Origin of the sequence: Jeotgalibacillus salarius (assembly GCF_004405125.1) — a bacterium.
Taxonomy (GTDB): Bacteria; Bacillota; Bacilli; order Bacillales; family Jeotgalibacillaceae; genus Jeotgalibacillus; species Jeotgalibacillus salarius.
The window spans coordinates 379,229-395,834 of record NZ_SORX01000002.1 but is presented as its reverse complement, the minus strand read 5'-3'; the positions used below and the strand labels follow the sequence as shown (position 1 = coordinate 395,834).

21 protein-coding genes are annotated in these 16,606 nt (G+C 39.9%); 20 read left to right on the top strand and 1 reads right to left on the bottom strand.

Annotated features, from left to right (window positions below; all coding sequences use genetic code 11):
• The first annotated feature begins 7 nt into the window (after positions 1-7).
• The 10 genes from aroA (at position 8) to E2626_RS04465 (ending at position 7,809) form a co-directional block, all read left to right on the top strand.
• The gene (gene aroA / locus E2626_RS04510) at positions 8-1,300 is read left to right on the top strand and encodes a 3-phosphoshikimate 1-carboxyvinyltransferase (RefSeq protein WP_134380115.1); all 1,293 of its coding nucleotides are present in this window, start codon (positions 8-10) and stop codon (positions 1,298-1,300) included.
• 370 nt (positions 1,301-1,670) lie between these two features.
• Positions 1,671-2,924 carry a tetratricopeptide repeat protein gene (locus tag E2626_RS04505; RefSeq protein WP_134380113.1) on the top strand — a complete coding sequence of 418 codons (1,254 nt, stop codon included), beginning with the start codon at positions 1,671-1,673 and terminating at the stop codon, positions 2,922-2,924.
• Positions 2,917-3,477 (top strand): ReoY family proteolytic degradation factor, encoded by a 561-nt coding sequence (locus E2626_RS04500; protein WP_134380111.1) that lies wholly within the window; start codon positions 2,917-2,919, stop codon positions 3,475-3,477. The genes E2626_RS04505 and E2626_RS04500 overlap by 8 nt, the downstream gene beginning before the upstream one ends.
• Positions 3,478-3,553: 76 nt before the next feature.
• A complete protein-coding gene (locus E2626_RS04495) occupies positions 3,554-4,015 on the top strand; it encodes a YpiF family protein (protein WP_134380109.1) in 462 nt (153 codons plus the stop codon).
• A 149-nt stretch (positions 4,016-4,164) separates the two neighbouring features.
• Positions 4,165-4,674, top strand: a complete 510-nt coding sequence (locus tag E2626_RS04490; protein ID WP_134380107.1) for a Rieske (2Fe-2S) protein — start codon at positions 4,165-4,167, stop codon at positions 4,672-4,674.
• A 17-nt stretch (positions 4,675-4,691) separates the two neighbouring features.
• Complete coding sequence (qcrB, locus tag E2626_RS04485) at positions 4,692-5,366, top strand: menaquinol-cytochrome c reductase cytochrome b subunit (protein WP_134380105.1); 675 nt, start codon at positions 4,692-4,694, stop codon at positions 5,364-5,366.
• A gap of 36 nt (positions 5,367-5,402) precedes the next feature.
• A complete protein-coding gene (locus E2626_RS04480; protein ID WP_134380103.1) occupies positions 5,403-6,167 on the top strand; it encodes a menaquinol-cytochrome c reductase cytochrome b/c subunit in 765 nt (254 codons plus the stop codon).
• Between the two features lie 114 nt (positions 6,168-6,281).
• Positions 6,282-6,896, top strand: a complete 615-nt coding sequence (gene lhaT / locus E2626_RS04475) for a lipoprotein heptaprenylglyceryl N-acetyltransferase LhaT (protein ID WP_134380101.1) — start codon at positions 6,282-6,284, stop codon at positions 6,894-6,896.
• Between the two features lie 23 nt (positions 6,897-6,919).
• Positions 6,920-7,075 carry a sporulation protein YpjB gene (locus tag E2626_RS04470; RefSeq protein WP_134380099.1) on the top strand — a complete coding sequence of 52 codons (156 nt, stop codon included), beginning with the start codon at positions 6,920-6,922 and terminating at the stop codon, positions 7,073-7,075.
• Between the two features lie 56 nt (positions 7,076-7,131).
• Positions 7,132-7,809: a zinc metallopeptidase gene (locus E2626_RS04465; protein WP_134380097.1), complete on the top strand. Its 678-nt coding sequence runs from the start codon at positions 7,132-7,134 to the stop codon at positions 7,807-7,809.
• A gap of 37 nt (positions 7,810-7,846) precedes the next feature.
• Here the strand turns inward: E2626_RS04465 and E2626_RS04460 are convergent, their stop codons facing one another.
• Complete coding sequence (locus E2626_RS04460; RefSeq protein ID WP_134380375.1) at positions 7,847-8,692, bottom strand: YitT family protein; 846 nt, start codon at positions 8,690-8,692, stop codon at positions 7,847-7,849.
• A gap of 104 nt (positions 8,693-8,796) precedes the next feature.
• Here E2626_RS04460 and E2626_RS04455 point away from each other — a divergent pair, with 104 nt between their 5' ends.
• From E2626_RS04455 to panD, 10 genes are all read left to right on the top strand, one after another.
• Positions 8,797-9,135, top strand: coding sequence for a nucleotide pyrophosphohydrolase (locus E2626_RS04455; protein ID WP_134380095.1), 339 nt, complete (start codon positions 8,797-8,799; stop codon positions 9,133-9,135).
• A 1-nt stretch (position 9,136) separates the two neighbouring features.
• The gene (gene dapB / locus E2626_RS04450; RefSeq protein WP_134380093.1) at positions 9,137-9,937 is read left to right on the top strand and encodes a 4-hydroxy-tetrahydrodipicolinate reductase; all 801 of its coding nucleotides are present in this window, start codon (positions 9,137-9,139) and stop codon (positions 9,935-9,937) included.
• Positions 9,938-9,949: 12 nt separating this feature from the next.
• Entirely contained in the window at positions 9,950-10,333 is a 384-nt protein-coding gene (gene mgsA, locus E2626_RS04445; protein WP_134380091.1) for a methylglyoxal synthase, read from the top strand.
• Entirely contained in the window at positions 10,326-11,033 is a 708-nt protein-coding gene (bshB1, locus tag E2626_RS04440; protein ID WP_134380089.1) for a bacillithiol biosynthesis deacetylase BshB1, read from the top strand. The genes mgsA and bshB1 overlap by 8 nt, the downstream gene beginning before the upstream one ends.
• Complete coding sequence (bshA, locus tag E2626_RS04435; RefSeq protein ID WP_134380087.1) at positions 11,030-12,175, top strand: N-acetyl-alpha-D-glucosaminyl L-malate synthase BshA; 1,146 nt, start codon at positions 11,030-11,032, stop codon at positions 12,173-12,175. Before bshB1 ends, bshA begins: the two co-directional genes overlap by 4 nt.
• Positions 12,168-13,355 carry a CCA tRNA nucleotidyltransferase gene (locus tag E2626_RS04430; protein ID WP_166786738.1) on the top strand — a complete coding sequence of 396 codons (1,188 nt, stop codon included), beginning with the start codon at positions 12,168-12,170 and terminating at the stop codon, positions 13,353-13,355. The genes bshA and E2626_RS04430 overlap by 8 nt, the downstream gene beginning before the upstream one ends.
• Complete coding sequence (locus E2626_RS04425) at positions 13,340-14,314, top strand: biotin--[acetyl-CoA-carboxylase] ligase (protein WP_134380083.1); 975 nt, start codon at positions 13,340-13,342, stop codon at positions 14,312-14,314. The genes E2626_RS04430 and E2626_RS04425 overlap by 16 nt, the downstream gene beginning before the upstream one ends.
• A gap of 220 nt (positions 14,315-14,534) precedes the next feature.
• Positions 14,535-15,374: a 3-methyl-2-oxobutanoate hydroxymethyltransferase gene (gene panB / locus E2626_RS04420; RefSeq protein WP_134380081.1), complete on the top strand. Its 840-nt coding sequence runs from the start codon at positions 14,535-14,537 to the stop codon at positions 15,372-15,374.
• A complete protein-coding gene (panC, locus tag E2626_RS04415) occupies positions 15,371-16,216 on the top strand; it encodes a pantoate--beta-alanine ligase (RefSeq protein ID WP_134380079.1) in 846 nt (281 codons plus the stop codon). Before panB ends, panC begins: the two co-directional genes overlap by 4 nt.
• Before the next feature lie 2 nt (positions 16,217-16,218).
• Positions 16,219-16,605 carry an aspartate 1-decarboxylase gene (gene panD, locus E2626_RS04410; protein WP_134380077.1) on the top strand — a complete coding sequence of 129 codons (387 nt, stop codon included), beginning with the start codon at positions 16,219-16,221 and terminating at the stop codon, positions 16,603-16,605.
• The last annotated feature ends 1 nt before the right edge of the window (position 16,606 follow it).

Below are 16,606 nucleotides of genomic sequence, written 5' to 3'. Positions count from 1 at the left end.
TTTTACTATGAAGAATCTTCAATTTGAAAGCCCCTCTTTAAAGGGTGAAATAAACGTTCCGGGTGATAAGTCTATATCTCACAGGTCAATCATGTTTGGTGCGATCTCACATGGTGAAACAAGAGTGACGGGATTTTTAAAGGGAGACGACTGCCTTAGTACAATTGACTGCTTTCGAAAAATGGGTGTTCAGATTATTGAAAAAGAAGATGAGATTCTAATTGAAGGAAAAGGTTTTGAGGGGCTGCAGGAACCTTCAGAAGTTCTCTATACAGGTAACTCCGGAACGACAACAAGACTGCTTCTTGGCATCCTGGCAGGACAGCCCTTTCATTCTGTGATTACTGGTGATGAGTCGATTGCTAAACGTCCGATGAACAGAGTCACTGCCCCGTTAAAACAAATGGGTGCTGTAATCGATGGAAGAGAGGATGGTAACCTGACTCCAATATCGATAAGAGGCGGTAAGCTCAAATCCTTTCATTATAAGCTGCCTGTGGCCAGTGCGCAGTTAAAATCAGCATTAATCCTTGCAGGTTTGCAATCAGACGAGGAAACAGTCATTGTTGAGCCTGAAAAGACCCGTGATCACACTGAAAAAATGATCAGGCACTTCGGGGGGAGTATTCAAAGAGATGGACAAAAGATAATCGTCAATGGCAATCAGCCATTTACCGCAAAAGATGTTCATGTACCCGGGGATATTTCGTCAGCTGCATTTTTTCTGACAGCTGCTGCGATCACAAAAAATAGCAGCCTGCTTCTAAAAGGTGTCGGATTAAATGAAACAAGAACCGGTATTCTTGATGTTTTGAAAAAGATGGAAGCTGATTTTGAAGTGACACAGACCAATGCGGATGAAGAACCTGAAGGGCAGATTAAAATCAATAGCAGCATCCTTAAAAGCTGTGAAATCGGCGGAGAATTAATTCCGCGGCTGATTGATGAAATACCAATTATTGCACTGCTTGCTACACAGGCAAACGGACAAACAGTCATCAAAGATGCAGAAGAACTGAAAGTGAAAGAAACAAATCGTATAGATGCTGTAGTAGAAGAATTAAAGAAGTTTGGTGCAGACATACATGCAACAGAAGACGGAATGATCATTAATGGACCGACTTTACTGCATGGTGCAGAAGCTGACTCCAGGGGCGATCACCGGATCGGCATGATGCTTGCAGTAGCAGCCCTCATATCAAAAGGGCAAGTGAAAATTAACAATCCTGAATGTATAAGTGTTTCATATCCTTCATTTTTTAATGATCTTGATGCAGTCATACATCAAAATAATGTTTAAAAAGAAGCTGAGACAAAAAATCTCTTTTTTTAAGTTAAACAATATTTTTATTAAAATTTAAGTGCAGCGGAGCGTAAGGCGGTGACTCCAGCGCGAAGAGACGGACAGGTGAGACCCCGCAGACGCGAAGCGTTGAGGAGGTCAAATGGGGCCACAAAACGGCCCACGCGCGGAAAGCGTCCAGCCTGAAGCGCAGCGAAACGAGTAAGAGGATGAGACAGCTTTTTGTTCCATCCTCTTTTTAAATTGGGAAAAAGGGATTTGAAAAGATTTATCGAATAGTTCATTTATAAGAGGTTATATTTGAATCTGACCTCCAGTTCTCTTATTCTTTTATGAGGAATAAACGTAAACGAAAAGAGGGTTTTACATGAATCGGATACAAGAGATGATTGAACATCTTCATGCAGGAAATCTCGAAGATGCAATGAAAATATATGCCGAATTAAAAAGAACAGGTACAGATGATGAAAAATATGAGGCTGCTGAGGCTTTGTACAGTTTGGGATTCCAGGAAAAAAGTATTGAACTGTATGAAGATTTAATTGAGCTTTATCCTGAAGAAACCGAGTTGGTTATGCTGAAAGCAGAAGCTCATGCAGAACTGGATCAAATTGAAGAATCGATGGTGTTGCTTGAAGAAATAAATGAATCAAGCGAATTTTACTCGCGTGCCATGCTGTTATCTGCAGATCTTTATCAGATGCAGGGTTTACATGAGGTCAGTGAGCGAAAACTTCTTCAGGCTTATGAAGCTGAGAAAAACGAAGAGATTATCCAATTTGCGCTTGCGGAGTTTTATATTCAACAGGGCAGATTTCTTGAAGCAATCAGATTTTATAAAATGCTCTCTTCGGAGGAAATAGCTGGTGTACTGATCTGTAAGCGGCTGGGAGAATGCTACAGTGCCGGTGGTTCGTTCGAAGATGCACTTCCTTATTATGAAGAATCACTGGAGCATGAAAGAGATGCTGAAACACTTTTCCAGTATGGATTTACAGCTTCTCAGGCAGGTCATCATAGCACAGCCTCAGAAGTGTTCGAAGAGCTGATTGAAGTTGACGCTGAATATCATTCAGCATATCAGCTTCTTGCAAAATCTTATGAACATGAAGAACAAATTGATAAAGCACTTGAAGCAGCAGAAAAAGGTTTGAAAAGTGATCCGTTTAATAAAGAACTGTTTCTGACTGCAGGTAAATTAGCATTAAAATCAGGTAATGAACAAAAAGCTGAAGAATATTTAAGACAAGCAGTTGCGATCGACCCGGACTATCTTGAAGCGGCTCTGGTATTAAATAAAATCCTGTTAAGACAGGAAAAACCTGACGACTGTCTTGATGTCATCAGTACTGTCAGAGAGTCTGGAGAAGATGATCCTCAATTTTTGTGGGATGCAGCCAGAGCCTTTGAAATGAGAGAAGACTTTTCTCAAGCATTCGAAGAATATAAAAAAGCTTATGTGGTATATAATGATCATAGTGATTTTCTCGAAGATTACGGAAAATTTCTTGTTGAAGAAGGCAGACAAAAAGAAGCGCTTGAAATCTACCTTAAGCTGACTCAAAAAGATCCTACGAATGAAGTGTGGCAAATGAATGTTGAACACTTAAGACATGATTGAAGGAGGGATTGGCTTGGCCCCATCCATTTCAGCAGATGAAAAAAAAGACTTTATCAAATGGTTTTTACAGAATTATCAATTAAAAAAACGTGAATCAGTCTGGATTATGAATTATTTGCTGAGCCATGACCAATTAATAGAGAATCTGCACTTTGTAGAAGATGCACGGTACTGTCCGAGAGGAATCGTGATGTCTGCATCATGTACTGATGAAGTGCCATTCAGGTTTTACAAAGGCCATGTGATGACAACAGATGCTGAGAAATCTTTTCATGATATCCGTTTGCATCGGGATGAGGATTTATATGTTCAGCTGAATTTTGATTCATCATATTCTTCTTATCAATATGCAGCAGTATTGGAAGAGAATCCTTTTACGCCTAAAGAGATTCACCTGACTGAAAGAGAAAAAGAAATGGCAGAGCAATTTCTCTCGGACAGTATTGCTGAAAACCAGCGATCCCAGCTGATGAAAAAAATTGATGAAGCGCTAGATCATCAGGATAAAGATCAATTCCGACAGCTGACAGAAATGCTAAAAAGCCTTTCCTGAAAATATAGACAGCTTCTGCTGTCTATATTTTTTATGCTACAATTTATTAGCAATTATATAAAAAGGAGTGAATTGTGTGATTTGGAATACTAAAGATATTACTTTGTTCTTTCAGGAACAAAAATATATAGATACAGCAGTGGTGCCTCTCCTTCCTGTAAGTTTTGGGGATCAGGCTAAACAGGAAGCTGATCAGGCGGAATTTATTCCTTTGGTAACAGCACTACTTGAAAAGCAATTCAAAGGCCGCATGATGCTTTTACCGCCATTTACTTACTTCTCGAATGAAAGCACTGACCTGAAACTGCAGCGGATGAAACAATGGTCGGAAACGTTGAAGGAAAAAGGTTTCGAGCATGTTTTTCTCATTACATCAGACCCTTTTTGGAGAGAAGTCGAAAAAGAAATAAGTGCGGATTTAATTTGGCTGCCGTCTATCCCGATGGAACATATGGACGGGAAATACAAACAAAAAATCATAGAGGATCAAGTAAGCCAGCTCTTGAAAATTGTAGTCGGAAAATGGCAAACGAACTAACGTTCAAAAAAACTTCACATACTTGAAATGAAAAGGTTTAACGGATTATTGACCTTGATAATATATTGATATATCATGAATATGTCCTAGTTATATATTTGTGCGAAAAATGTCCGAAGGACTGACCTGATGGAAGAGGGGGGAAATAAATGAGTAATCAGCGTGTTTCACGTCGTCAATTTTTAAACTATACATTAACTGGTGTAGGCGGTTTCATGGCGGCAGGAATGCTCATGCCTATGGTGCGTTTTGCAATTGATCCTGTTCTAACTGCTGAAGCTGGAGGGGATTATATCTCAACTGGTACTTCAATTGATGAATTGAGTGATGTTCCAACTCGCGTAGATTTTTCTTACGAACAGAAAGACGCATGGTATACGTCTGAAGTAACTCAGACTGCATGGGTTTATCTGGATGAAAACCAGGAAGTTGTTGCACTTAATCCAACGTGTAAGCACTTAGGCTGCACGGTAAACTGGGAAGGAAGAGAAAGTGATCCTAACAGATTCTTCTGTCCTTGCCATAACGGTTTGTATGAAAAATCCGGTAAAAATGTACCGGGAACGCCACCGACTGCTCCTCTTGACATGTTCGAGACTAGAGTATCTGACGATGGCATTTTGCAGCTTGGACAAGTTGTTCCAAACACAATTGCATAGTAAAGGAGGCGTAATGGGTGCTAAATAAGATTTATGATTGGGTAGATGAGCGGTTAGATATCACCCCAATGTGGCGTGACATTGCTGATCATGAAGTTCCTGAGCACGTTAACCCTGCTCACCACTTCTCAGCTTTCGTTTACTGCTTCGGCGGATTGACATTTTTCGTAACCGTTATACAAATCTTATCCGGAATGTTTTTGACCATGTATTATGTACCGGATATTGAAAATGCATGGCGTTCTGTTTATTACCTACAAAATGAAGTAGCCTTCGGCGTAATTGTTCGGGGGATGCACCACTGGGGAGCCAGTCTTGTAATTGTCATGATGTTTCTTCATACTTTACGGGTATTCTTCACAGGTTCCTACAAAAAACCGCGTGAACTTAACTGGGTTGTAGGCGTACTTATTTTCTTCGTTATGCTTGGTCTAGGTTTCACTGGTTACCTTCTGCCTTGGGATATGAAAGCATTATTCGCAACTAAGGTAGGTATTGAAATTGCTGCTGCGACACCACTTATTGGTGAGCAGATCCGTACTCTATTAGCAGGAGATCCAAACATACTGGGTGCACAGACATTAACAAGATTCTTTGCGATTCACGTATTCTTCCTGCCGGGTGCACTGCTTGGTCTGATGGCAGCCCACTTTATCATGATTCGTAAGCAGGGTATCTCAGGACCACTGTAAAATAGCAAATCACCTGGAACAAAAGGAGGGAAAACTATGCATCGTGGAAAAGGGATGAAGTTTGTCGGAGACTCTCGTGTACCGGCAAACCGTAAACCGAATATTCCAAAAGATTACTCAGAGTTTCCTGGAAAGACGGAAGCTTTCTGGCCAAACTTTCTACTTAAAGAATGGCTTGTGGGTGCTGTATTCTTAATTGGTTTTTTATCATTGACTGTAGCTCACGAACCACCGCTTGAGAAAATTGCCGACCCGACGGATGCAGGATATATTCCTCTTCCTGACTGGTATTTCTTATTCTTATATCAACTGTTGAAATATGACTTTGCATCTGGTCCTTATAATGTAATTGGTGCTTTCGTTATTCCTGGTATCGCATTCGGTGCTTTACTGCTGGCGCCATTTATTGACCGCGGACCGGCACGCCGTCCTGGTAAGCGTCCGCTTGCTACAGGATTTATGCTGCTTGGTGTAGCTGCAACGATCTTCCTTACTTGGGAGTCTGTTGCATATCATGACTGGGAAACACAGCGCAGTCAGGGTGAAATTGTTGCTGAAGTTGAGGTTAATACTGAAGCAGAGGGTTACGCGATTTATGAACAACAAGGCTGTATTAACTGTCACGGTGAAAACCTGGAAGGTGGAGCAGGACCTGCTCTTGCTGATACAGGACTTTCGGCTGAAGAAATTGCTGAGATTGCCGTAAATGGACAAGGCGACATGCCTGCAGGCTTATTTGAAGGTTCTGATGAAGAATTACAGCAGCTTGCTGAATATCTGACAGATCCTGCAGCTGAATAATAGTAAAAGAGCCGGATATTCCGGCTCTTTTTTACTAGGTATGAAATCATAAAGTGTTAAACCGTGTGTTACGGTTCTACAAAACCCTTATTCAATCTTAGCAGAGGTGAACAAATGGTAGAGTATATTTTTTCGTGGCTGACAAATCGTTATTTTTTATGGATTTTATTTATTGTGAACTTATTTGGCACGATTTACGGATACTATTGGTATAGATTTCAGCTGGCTGACACAGAGCCTATTTTTTTAATATTTGTACCAGACAGCCCAACTGCCAGTTTGTTTTTTACAATTGTTATTTTTGGTTATTTAATAAATAAGCAATGGCCCCTGATCGAAGCACTCGCAATCATCACTTTATTCAAGTATGGAATATGGGCTGTTGTCATGAATTTTCTGACATGGGGAGTGACTGGACAGATGTCAGCTGTTGCATGGATGCTGGTTATTTCACATGCTGCCATGGCTTTACAGGGAATTCTTTATTCATCCTTTTTCAGAATAAAATACTGGCACATACTTGTTGCGGCATTATGGACTTTCCACAATGATGTAATTGACTATGTATACATGCAATATCCTGTATACTCCAGACTGTCTGAAAAGATAGAACACATCGGTTATTTTACGTTCTGGTTAAGTGTGGCATCGATCTTAGTCGCATGGTATTTTTGTATTCACCGAAAAGATTGGCAGAGAACACTACATATGAAGGGTTTTTCGGCATAGCATAGGTCAAGGAGGAATGACTTATGCAGCTGGTAATGTTATTTGTAAAGGTAGATGTCTCATTTATCCTGCTTACATTTTTTACGGCATGCTCAATCATATCAGTCCTCAGCTATGTTTCATGGCGAAAATATGACAAAGAAAAAAAGAAAGCATCTGACCGTGAACGTAACAATTGACAGTGAATTTAAATCAAAGGTAAAATTTAATCAAACAATCGTATTGGAGGGTCTGAATGGAAATCCTGATTTATTTTGCGCTAATTTTAATCCTGCCTTTATGGGCAAACAGCCGTGTTAAAAAGACTTATAAGAAATATTCTAAAGTCCAGACAACGGCGAATATGACAGGGGCCGAAGTAGCAGAAAGAATTTTGCATGAGAACGGCATATATGATGTGTCGGTCAGACCTGGAAAAGGCTTCCTCAGCGATCATTACAATCCGAAAACAAAAGAAATTGTTTTATCTCCGGACAATTTTCATGGTATGTCAGTAGCAGGAGCTGCTGTAGCAGCCCATGAAGTTGGACATGCAATACAGGATGCAGAAAGTTATGCATTTTTAAGACTTCGCCATAAACTTGTACCGGTTGCAAATTTAGGCTCAAACTTTTCATTTATCCTGATTATAGCCGGCATGCTGTTAGGTTCAATGGAATTCATGCTTGGGGGAATCATCTTCTTTGCAGCTGCAGTTTTATTTCAATTTGTTACGCTGCCGGTAGAATTTGACGCTTCATCCCGTGCAATGAATCAGATGGTGAGCACTGGACTTATCAGAAATGATGAAGAACCTCATGCCAAAAAAGTTTTAAATGCTGCGGCATTGACTTATGTAGCAGCTGCATTAGTAGCTCTTCTTGAACTAATGCGATTTATTCTGATGTTTATTGGGATGAATGGAGACGATTAAACATAAAAACCGGAAGCTGATTTACAGCTTCCGGTTTTTATGATTCTATCGGTTTTTTATTTTCGTCAAGTGTGAATCCTTCTCCCATGACATCATGAACATCTGTGACAGATACAAATGCATGAGGGTCAACAGCTGTGATGATGTTTTTTAATCTGACTAATTCATTTCGCCCGACCACACAATAAAGCACATCACGTTTTTCTTTTGAAAAATGTCCATATCCAGTCAGTACTGTTACACCACGATCCATTTCTACAGTAATCTGGTCAGCGATTTGTTTTTGATGTGGTGAAATAATCATAGCACCCCGAGCTGTATAGGCACCTTCCTGCATAAAGTCGATTACTCTGGCCCCCACAAATACAGCTACTAATGTATACATTCCTTCACGGTAATTCAGGTAAGTGACAAGGGAAAGAAATATAACTGCGGCGTCAAAAATAAACATCGTTCGACCCATGCTCCAACCTGCATATTTTTTTACCAGCCTTGCGATAATGTCCACTCCGCCAGTCGTGCCCCCATAGCGAAAAATGATCCCAAGACCGACACCGATAAAAGCACCGGCGAATAGCGCTGCAAGAAACAAATCGTTGGAAAGTGGGATCGAGAATTGATATATATAAAATAATTCTAGAAAAAGTGATACACTTAGTGTTCCGAGCAGTGTATACAAAAATGATCTTAATCCAAGCAGTTTCCAGCCAACAATAAAGACAGGTATATTCAACAATAAATTCGTTACAGAAGGCTTGAAATCGAAAATAAAGTATAATAATAGCGTAATACCTGTAAAGCCGCCTTCGGCTAAATTATTCTGAATGTTAAAATGGACAATACCAAAACTGAATACTGCAGCACCAAAGACAATAAAAAACATGTTTTTAATCTTTAATCCAAACAAATCAACACCACCTTTTTTTACATACGTTCAACATTATATGCCAGTAAACAATATATTAGCAATAACCTGGAGGGTAACAAATGGACCATAATGAATTTACGATAAAAGATATGCAGAAAGATGTTGACCAGTACATCAGTCAATTTAAAGAAGGATATTTTCAGCCATTAACGATGCTGGCAAGAATGACCGAAGAACTGGGTGAGCTCTCAAGAGAGATTAATCACAATTACGGTGAAAAACCTAAAAAGAATTCAGAAGATGACAGTACGATTGAAGAAGAGCTTGGTGATCTGATGTTTGTACTTGTCTGCTTTGCGAACGAGCAGGGAATCAGCCTGGAACAAGCACACAAAAAAGTCATGAATAAGTTCAGGACACGGGATAAAGATCGTTGGACTAAGAAGGAGGAACGATAGAATGGAGCAGGTAATTTCAGTTGTCATCGCAGGACCACGCGGGAAAATGGGTAAAGAGGCAGTAAAGCTTGTTGAAAATACACAGGGCATGAAGCTTTCGGCAGTTATTGACAGAAAGTATAATCATCAAAAACTTTCCGATATCGAAGGTTTTTCAAGTGATTCACGTATTTATACAGACCCTGAAGAGTGTTTTAAAGCAGAGCAGCCTGATGTGTTAATCGATTTAACAACGCCGGAAACAGGATACCTGCATGCTAAAACCGCTTTATTAAACGGCGTGCGTCCGGTGATCGGTACAACAGGGTTCACACAGCATGAATTGAACGAACTGAAGGATCTGTCAAAAAGCAAACAACTTGGGACAATCATCGCACCAAACTTTGCGATTGGCGCCATTTTAATGATGAAGTTTTCTCAAATGGCTGCTAAATATTTTGAAGATGTTGAAATTATAGAAATGCATCATGATCAAAAACTTGATGCCCCATCGGGAACCGGTCTGAAAACTGCTGAAATGATTCAGGAGCAGCGGAAAAGTAAACCACAGGGCCACCCGGATGAGAAAGAGACAGTTGCGGGATCAAGAGGTGGGGATATTGATGGAATCCGCATTCACAGTGTCAGACTTCCCGGTCTTGTTGCACACCAGCAAGTAATGTTCGGAGGAGATGGACAGCTGTTGACAATTAAACATGATTCTCACGACAGGGGTTCTTTTATGTCAGGTGTTAAGCTGTGTATTCATTCAGTAATGAACCTGGAAGAGCTAGTATATGGTGTGGAAAATATTATTGATTAAGGAGCTGAACTCATGAATATTGCATTAATTGCACATGATGAAAAAAAAGAAGAACTATTAAAATTTGTTGATGAATACAAAGAAGAATTTGCAAAACATGAGTTGTTTGCGACCGGCACAACCGGTTTAAGGGTTTCTGAACTAACTGGTCTTTCTATATTCCGTTTTAAGTCTGGTCCGCTCGGCGGCGATCAGGAAATCGGAGCAAAAGTTGCAAATCAGGAATTGGATGCTGTGTTCTTTTTTCGGGATCCATTAACTGCCCAGCCTCATGAGCCTGATGTATCAGCTCTCGTGCGTCTTGGTGATGTCTACAATATTCCAATGGCTACAAATATCGGCTCAGCCGTTATTCTAATCAAAGGAATTATCAGAGGAGACCTTGACCATGAATGAAACAAATATAAAAGCTGATTTTCTGGCATTTGGTGCTCATTCTGATGATGTTGAAATCGGAATGGGTGGTTCGTTGGCAAAATGGCTGAATGAAGGAAGGTCTGCAATTATTTGTGATTTAACAAAAGCGGAATTATCTTCAAATGGCACACCGGAAAATCGACTAATTGAAGCAGATCATGCAGCAGAAATACTCGGAATTCAGAAAAGGTTGAATCTGAATCTTGGGGACCGGTGTATCATCACTAATCAGGACTCAATTGAAAAAGTCGTTCGAGTGATCAGAGAAGTAAAACCTCAGGTTATCTTTTCGCCTTATTACAAAGACAGACACCCGGACCATGAGAATACTGCGAAATTAATCATCGAAGCAGTATTTTCAGCCGGAATCAGAAAATACGATACCGGCCAGGATCCTCATAAAGCGATTCATTATCATTATATGATCAATGGTATACATAAACCTGACTTCGTAGTAGATATTTCAAACTGGCAAGAACAGAAAACTCGGGCATTATCTGCTTACAAAAGTCAATTCACTCCTGAAAACGGAATCAGTACGCCTCTGACTGATGGCTATATTGATGCAGTCCTCGCAAGGGATAAAATCTTTGGCAAAGAAGTAGAAGTTTCAGCAGCAGAAGGTTTCAAGAGTGATAAGCCGTTATTATTAAATAAAGATATTACAGGTGTGCGATGAAGAAAATGAAAATTGGTATTACATGCTATCCCACTGTAGGCGGTTCAGGTGTAATTGCGACTGAACTTGGAAAGCTGCTTGCAGAAAAAGGGCATCAGATCCATTTTATAACATCGAGTATTCCTTTTCGTTTAAATAAAATGTATTCAAACATTTACTTTCACCAGGTAGAAGTAAATCATTATTCAGTTTTCCAATACCCGCCATATGATATCGCACTGGCAAATAAAATGGCTGATGTGATTGAACGGGAAAACCTCGATATCCTCCACGTCCACTATGCGATTCCTCATGCTGTGTGTGCAATTATGGGGAAGCAGATGACAAATAAGGATGTTAAGATTGTGACGACATTACACGGCACTGATATTACCGTCCTGGGTGTAGACGACAGCCTCACGAAAGCAATAAAGTTTGGTATTGAAAAATCTGACCGTGTAACAGCTGTTTCAAAAGCACTGGTAAATCAAACAAAAGAGTTGATCGCACCTGAAAAAGAAATCGATGTATTATATAATTTTCTTGATGAAAGAATCTATAGGAAAGTTCAATCAGACTATTTAAAAAAAGACTATGATATTAAAGATGACGAAAAAGTAATCATTCACGTTTCCAACTTCAGAAAAGTGAAGAGAGTGCTTGATGTCATTTCAGTGTTTGCACATATCAGGGAACGAATGCCTGCTAAACTGATCTTAGCCGGTGATGGACCGGAGATGTCAGCCGTCATAAAAAAGGTAGATGAGCTGGGCATTAAGCAATCTGTTTTATTTCTGGGTAAACAGGATAATCTCGAAGAATTGTATTCAATCAGTGATCTGATGCTTTTATTATCAGAAAAAGAAAGTTTTGGTCTGGTAGCACTTGAAGCAATGGCGTGTGGCGTGCCTTGTATCGGTACTGATGCTGGAGGCATTCCCGAGGTTATTATGCATAACAAGAATGGATTTACTTTTCCTGTTGGGGATACAGTTTCAATGGGAGAAGCAGCTGAAAAGCTTTTAAGAGATGAAGAAATGCATTCAGCTTTTTCGAGGCAGGCAGTTGTAACAGTTCAAAATGATTTCCATTCCAGTAAAATTATCAGACAATATGAAGCAATGTATTACGAGCTATTAAATGAAGGTGAGCAGAATGAATGAAATATTTCAACAGGCTCTGCCGGTTTTAAAGGAAATTGAAAGTCACGGTTTTGAAGCCTATTTTGTTGGCGGATGTGTCAGAGACTATTATTTGAATAGAGACATTAACGATATAGACATTGCGGTTTCAGCAACACCGGAAGAAATTAAAAAAATTTTCAAGCAAACGATTGATGTCGGTATTGATCATGGAACGGTACTTGTAATTCATGAAACAGGTCATTTTGAAGTAACGACTTTCAGAACAGATGGTGAATACTCCGACAGCAGAAGACCTGATCAGGTAAGCTTTGTACGATCACTCAAAGAGGACTTGAAAAGAAGAGATTTCACTATGAATGCGATGGCGCTGTCTTCGTCTTTTGAGCTGACGGATTTATTCAATGGACGCAGAGATATTAAGAATAGGGAGATCAGAACTGTAGGGTCTCCGCTTGAAAGATTTAATGAAGATGCATTAAGAATGTTGAGGGCGATCCGCTTTGTTTCCCAGCTTGACTTCAATATAGAAAAAGATACCTACCATGCTATCAGTGCATCTTCTTCAGCATTGTCAAATGTTGCAGTAGAAAGAAAAGCTGCAGAGGTAGAAAAGCTCTTAATCGGACAGGCAATGGATCGATCCTTAGCCTATGCAGTAGATACAGGATTATCAAATTTTATGCCTCCACTGATAAATGCAGAAATTACCAGGCAACTGAAAGGGAAAAAATGGATTGCGCTAAACTTTCATGAACGCATGGTACTAATTTTAATCATTGGTCACTTTAGTTCCCTTAGAGAATGTCTTTCGAAATGGAGATTTTCAAATAAACGGATTAAACTTTTAATGTTAATTCACGAATTGGTCATGATCAGGCAACAGAGAGAGTTTCTGAAAACTGATATTTATTACATTGGTAAAGAAAACGTTGAGGCGGCTGAGAAAGTGTATGCAGTGCTATCAAATCAACCGGTTAACACTGATCATATTAGTGCATGTTATTCTTCAATGAAAATAAAGAACAAATCAGATCTGGCTTTTAAAGGGACCCATCTAATCAAATGGACTGGATTAAAAGGCGGGCCATGGGTGAAAGCATGCACAAATCAAATTGAGACATTGATATTATCTGAAGAACTGGAGAATGAAGTAAGTGAAATTAAAAAGTGGGTGCAAACAAAATGGCTTCAAAAATAAGAGAATCTTTATTAGCAGCACTGTCTTCAGCTGAAGACAGTTATTTTTCAGGTCAGGAGCTCGCAGATCAGGCGGGTTGTTCAAGGACAGCAATATGGAAACATATAGAAGATTTAAGGGCATCTGGTTTTATGATTGAATCCAAACGGAAAAAAGGATACAGGCTGCTCGGTAAAGCTGATGAGTTAAATGAAAATAATTTGCTGGTAGGATTACAAACAGACAGGCTTGGAAGATCCGTTCACTATTTCGAGTCAGTAGACAGCACACAAAAAATTGCTCACAGTCTTGCTCAGGAAAATGCGCCTGAAGGATCGCTTGTCATTGCTGAGGAACAGCTGTCAGGCAGAGGACGTATGGCGCGTTCATGGCACTCTCCAAAAGGGACAGGGATCTGGATGAGTCTTTTACTGAGACCTTCTCTACAGCCTCAGAAAGCGCCTCAATTTACGCTGATCGCTGCTGTCGCAATTGTTGAAGCCATAGAGAAAACATGCGAATTGAAAGTTGATATCAAATGGCCGAATGATTTACTCATTGATGGGAAAAAAATCACAGGCATTTTGACTGAACTTCAGGCCGACAGTGAACAAATTCATTCACTGATTATCGGAATGGGTATTAATGTGAATCAGTGTGCTGAAGATTTTTCAGACGAAATACGTAAAATTGCAACTTCTCTCCACATCGAAAGTGGAAAAACATTTTCAAGAGCAGGTATCGTACAGCAAATTCTGCTGAATCTAGAGAAGTACTATCATATTTATATAAACGAGGGGTTCGAGCCGATTAAGGTGATTTGGGAAAAATATGCGATTACAATCGGACAACATATTACTGCCCGGACATTCAATAAAGAAATTAAAGGTTTGGCTTCTGGAATTACGAATGAAGGTGTATTAAAACTGATCGATGAAAATGGGGAAACACATCTGATTTACTCCGCTGATATTGAGTAGTTTTTATAGCTGAGACACTTTGTCATCTGTTATAATGTTTGTGGGCAGTATCTAAATTGAACTGCACCCTGAATTCTTTGAAATTGCACCATTCTGCCTTGATCCATTATGTGACAGGGACAGAGGACCGGAATAAACTGCGGTATCCTTCTGTCTTTCAGAAGGTTTTATTTATGTCTGCAGAGATTTCGCTTCCCTCTGAAATGAAGGAGGAGAAATAATGAAAACGACAACGGATTTTGTAAAAATGAAAAAAAACGGCGAAAAGATTACGATGGTCACTGCTTACGATTTTCCATCCGCCAAAGCTGCTGAAGAAGCCGACACGGATATGATTCTTGTAGGGGACTCTCTGGGGATGGTCGTGCTCGGTTATGATTCAACGGTTCCAGTCACAATTGATGATATGGTTCATCATGCCAAAGCAGTCAGACGGGGAGCACCAAATACGTTTGTTGTAGTTGATATGCCATTTATGACTTATCATCTCTCGCGTGAAGAGACTTTGCGATCTGCAGCCAGAATCATGCAGGAGTCAGGTGCTGACGCTGTTAAGGTTGAAGGTGCAGGAGGCGTTATACCAATGATTGAAGCATTGGTTGAAAGTGGTATACCTGTAATGGCTCACCTGGGATTGACTCCTCAAAGTGCAGGAGTACTTGGAGGCTTTAAAGTGCAGGCTAAAACTGCAGAACAGGGCAAGCAGTTAATTCTGGATTCAATCGCATGTGAAAAAGCAGGTGCATTTTCAATTGTGCTTGAATGCATCCCTCAGCAGATTACTGAAAAAGTATCAGCAGAGTGTCAGATTCCAACGGTCGGAATTGGTGCCGGCGTGCAGGCAGACGGACAAGTGCTCGTTTATCACGATCTGATTGGCTATGGTGATCATCGTGTCCCTAAATTCGTGAAAAAATATACAGATGTTTATCCTGAGATCATTCATGCAATAAAAAAATATAATGCTGAAGTAAAAAATCATGAGTTTCCTACTCCTTCACATTCATTTAATTTAAAAGAAGAAGAAAGAATTTCTTTGTATGGAGGATCAGGCTCTTGATTACAGTCACAACAGTAAAAGAAATGCAGCAAATTACTGAGAATTTAAAACAACAGGGCAAAAAAATTGGATTTGTTCCTACGATGGGATTTCTCCATGAAGGACATATGTCGCTAGTTAATAAATCCGTTGAACAAAGTGATGTCACAGTCATGAGTATTTTTGTCAATCCGCTCCAGTTTGGACCGGGAGAGGATTTTGACCGCTATCCAAGAGATATTGACAGAGATAAAAAGCTTGCGGAGGAATCGGGCGTAGACATCCTGTTTAATCCTGTGGTAAAAGAATTATATCCTGCCGAACCCTCTGTAACAGTTAAAGCCGTTACCCGTTCAGATGTCCTTTGCGGGGCATCCCGTCCAGGCCATTTTGATGGTGTTGTAACAGTATTATCTATATTGTTCAATATTGTATCGCCTGATAAAAGCTTCTTCGGTCAGAAAGATGCACAGCAGGCAGCCATTGTTGACGGTTTAGTGAAGAGCCTTCATTTTTCAACAGAAATCATTACTGTTGAAACAGTCCGTGAAGAAGATGGATTAGCTAAAAGTTCCAGAAACGTCTATTTAAATGATAAAGAACGAAAAGAAGCACCAGCCATTTATCAGGCGTTAAAAAACAGTTCAAATATTTATATTAAAAGCGGAAAAGAGCGCGCTGTTGAAATGTTTAAAAAGCATATTTCATCCCTTAACGGGGAGTTGGATTATATAGAAATCCTCACATACCCTGAATTGCAGGAGCCGAAAGATTCAGATCATCGGCTGATTGCAGCAGCAGCAGTGAGGTTTGAGCGGGCAAGATTGATTGATAATATTATTTTTACGACTGAGGAGGTATGAGTATGTTCAGAACAATGATGAGTGGGAAAATTCACAGAGCAAGAGTAACAGAAGCGAATCTGAATTATGTTGGCAGCATTACAATAGACGAGGATATTCTGGATGCAGTGGGTATGTATCCAAATGAAAAGGTACAAATCGTCAACAATAACAACGGTGCGCGTTTTGAGACATATATCATTAAAGGTAAGCGTGGCAGCGGCGTCATGTGTGTGAATGGTGCAGCAGCAAGGCTTGTTCAGGAGGGTGATGTGATTATTGTCATCTCTTATATGATGGTACAGGATGAAGTGGCAAAACATCACCAGCCAAAAGTGGCAATCATGAATGAGCATAATGAAATTGTTGAAATGATCAACCATGAACCTGAAGCAACAATTATGAGCTAGA

What these genes read in the sequence shown, in the direction of transcription:
- aroA (WP_134380115.1), top strand. Translation starts at nt 8, where the DNA reads ATGAAGAATCTTCAATTTGAAAGCCCCTCTTTAAAGGGTGAAATAAAC.
- E2626_RS04505 (WP_134380113.1), top strand. Translation starts at nt 1,671, where the DNA reads ATGAATCGGATACAAGAGATGATTGAACATCTTCATGCAGGAAATCTC.
- E2626_RS04500 (WP_134380111.1), top strand. Translation starts at nt 2,917, where the DNA reads ATGATTGAAGGAGGGATTGGCTTGGCCCCATCCATTTCAGCAGATGAA.
- E2626_RS04490 (WP_134380107.1), top strand. Translation starts at nt 4,165, where the DNA reads ATGAGTAATCAGCGTGTTTCACGTCGTCAATTTTTAAACTATACATTA.
- E2626_RS04480 (WP_134380103.1), top strand. Translation starts at nt 5,403, where the DNA reads ATGCATCGTGGAAAAGGGATGAAGTTTGTCGGAGACTCTCGTGTACCG.
- lhaT (WP_134380101.1), top strand. Translation starts at nt 6,282, where the DNA reads ATGGTAGAGTATATTTTTTCGTGGCTGACAAATCGTTATTTTTTATGG.
- E2626_RS04470 (WP_134380099.1), top strand. Translation starts at nt 6,920, where the DNA reads ATGCAGCTGGTAATGTTATTTGTAAAGGTAGATGTCTCATTTATCCTG.
- E2626_RS04465 (WP_134380097.1), top strand. Translation starts at nt 7,132, where the DNA reads ATGGAAATCCTGATTTATTTTGCGCTAATTTTAATCCTGCCTTTATGG.
- E2626_RS04460 (WP_134380375.1), bottom strand. Translation starts at nt 8,692, where the DNA reads ATGTTTTTTATTGTCTTTGGTGCTGCAGTATTCAGTTTTGGTATTGTC.
- E2626_RS04455 (WP_134380095.1), top strand. Translation starts at nt 8,797, where the DNA reads ATGGACCATAATGAATTTACGATAAAAGATATGCAGAAAGATGTTGAC.
- dapB (WP_134380093.1), top strand. Translation starts at nt 9,137, where the DNA reads ATGGAGCAGGTAATTTCAGTTGTCATCGCAGGACCACGCGGGAAAATG.
- mgsA (WP_134380091.1), top strand. Translation starts at nt 9,950, where the DNA reads ATGAATATTGCATTAATTGCACATGATGAAAAAAAAGAAGAACTATTA.
- bshB1 (WP_134380089.1), top strand. Translation starts at nt 10,326, where the DNA reads ATGAATGAAACAAATATAAAAGCTGATTTTCTGGCATTTGGTGCTCAT.
- bshA (WP_134380087.1), top strand. Translation starts at nt 11,030, where the DNA reads ATGAAGAAAATGAAAATTGGTATTACATGCTATCCCACTGTAGGCGGT.
- E2626_RS04430 (WP_166786738.1), top strand. Translation starts at nt 12,168, where the DNA reads ATGAATGAAATATTTCAACAGGCTCTGCCGGTTTTAAAGGAAATTGAA.
- E2626_RS04425 (WP_134380083.1), top strand. Translation starts at nt 13,340, where the DNA reads ATGGCTTCAAAAATAAGAGAATCTTTATTAGCAGCACTGTCTTCAGCT.
- panB (WP_134380081.1), top strand. Translation starts at nt 14,535, where the DNA reads ATGAAAACGACAACGGATTTTGTAAAAATGAAAAAAAACGGCGAAAAG.
- panD (WP_134380077.1), top strand. Translation starts at nt 16,219, where the DNA reads ATGTTCAGAACAATGATGAGTGGGAAAATTCACAGAGCAAGAGTAACA.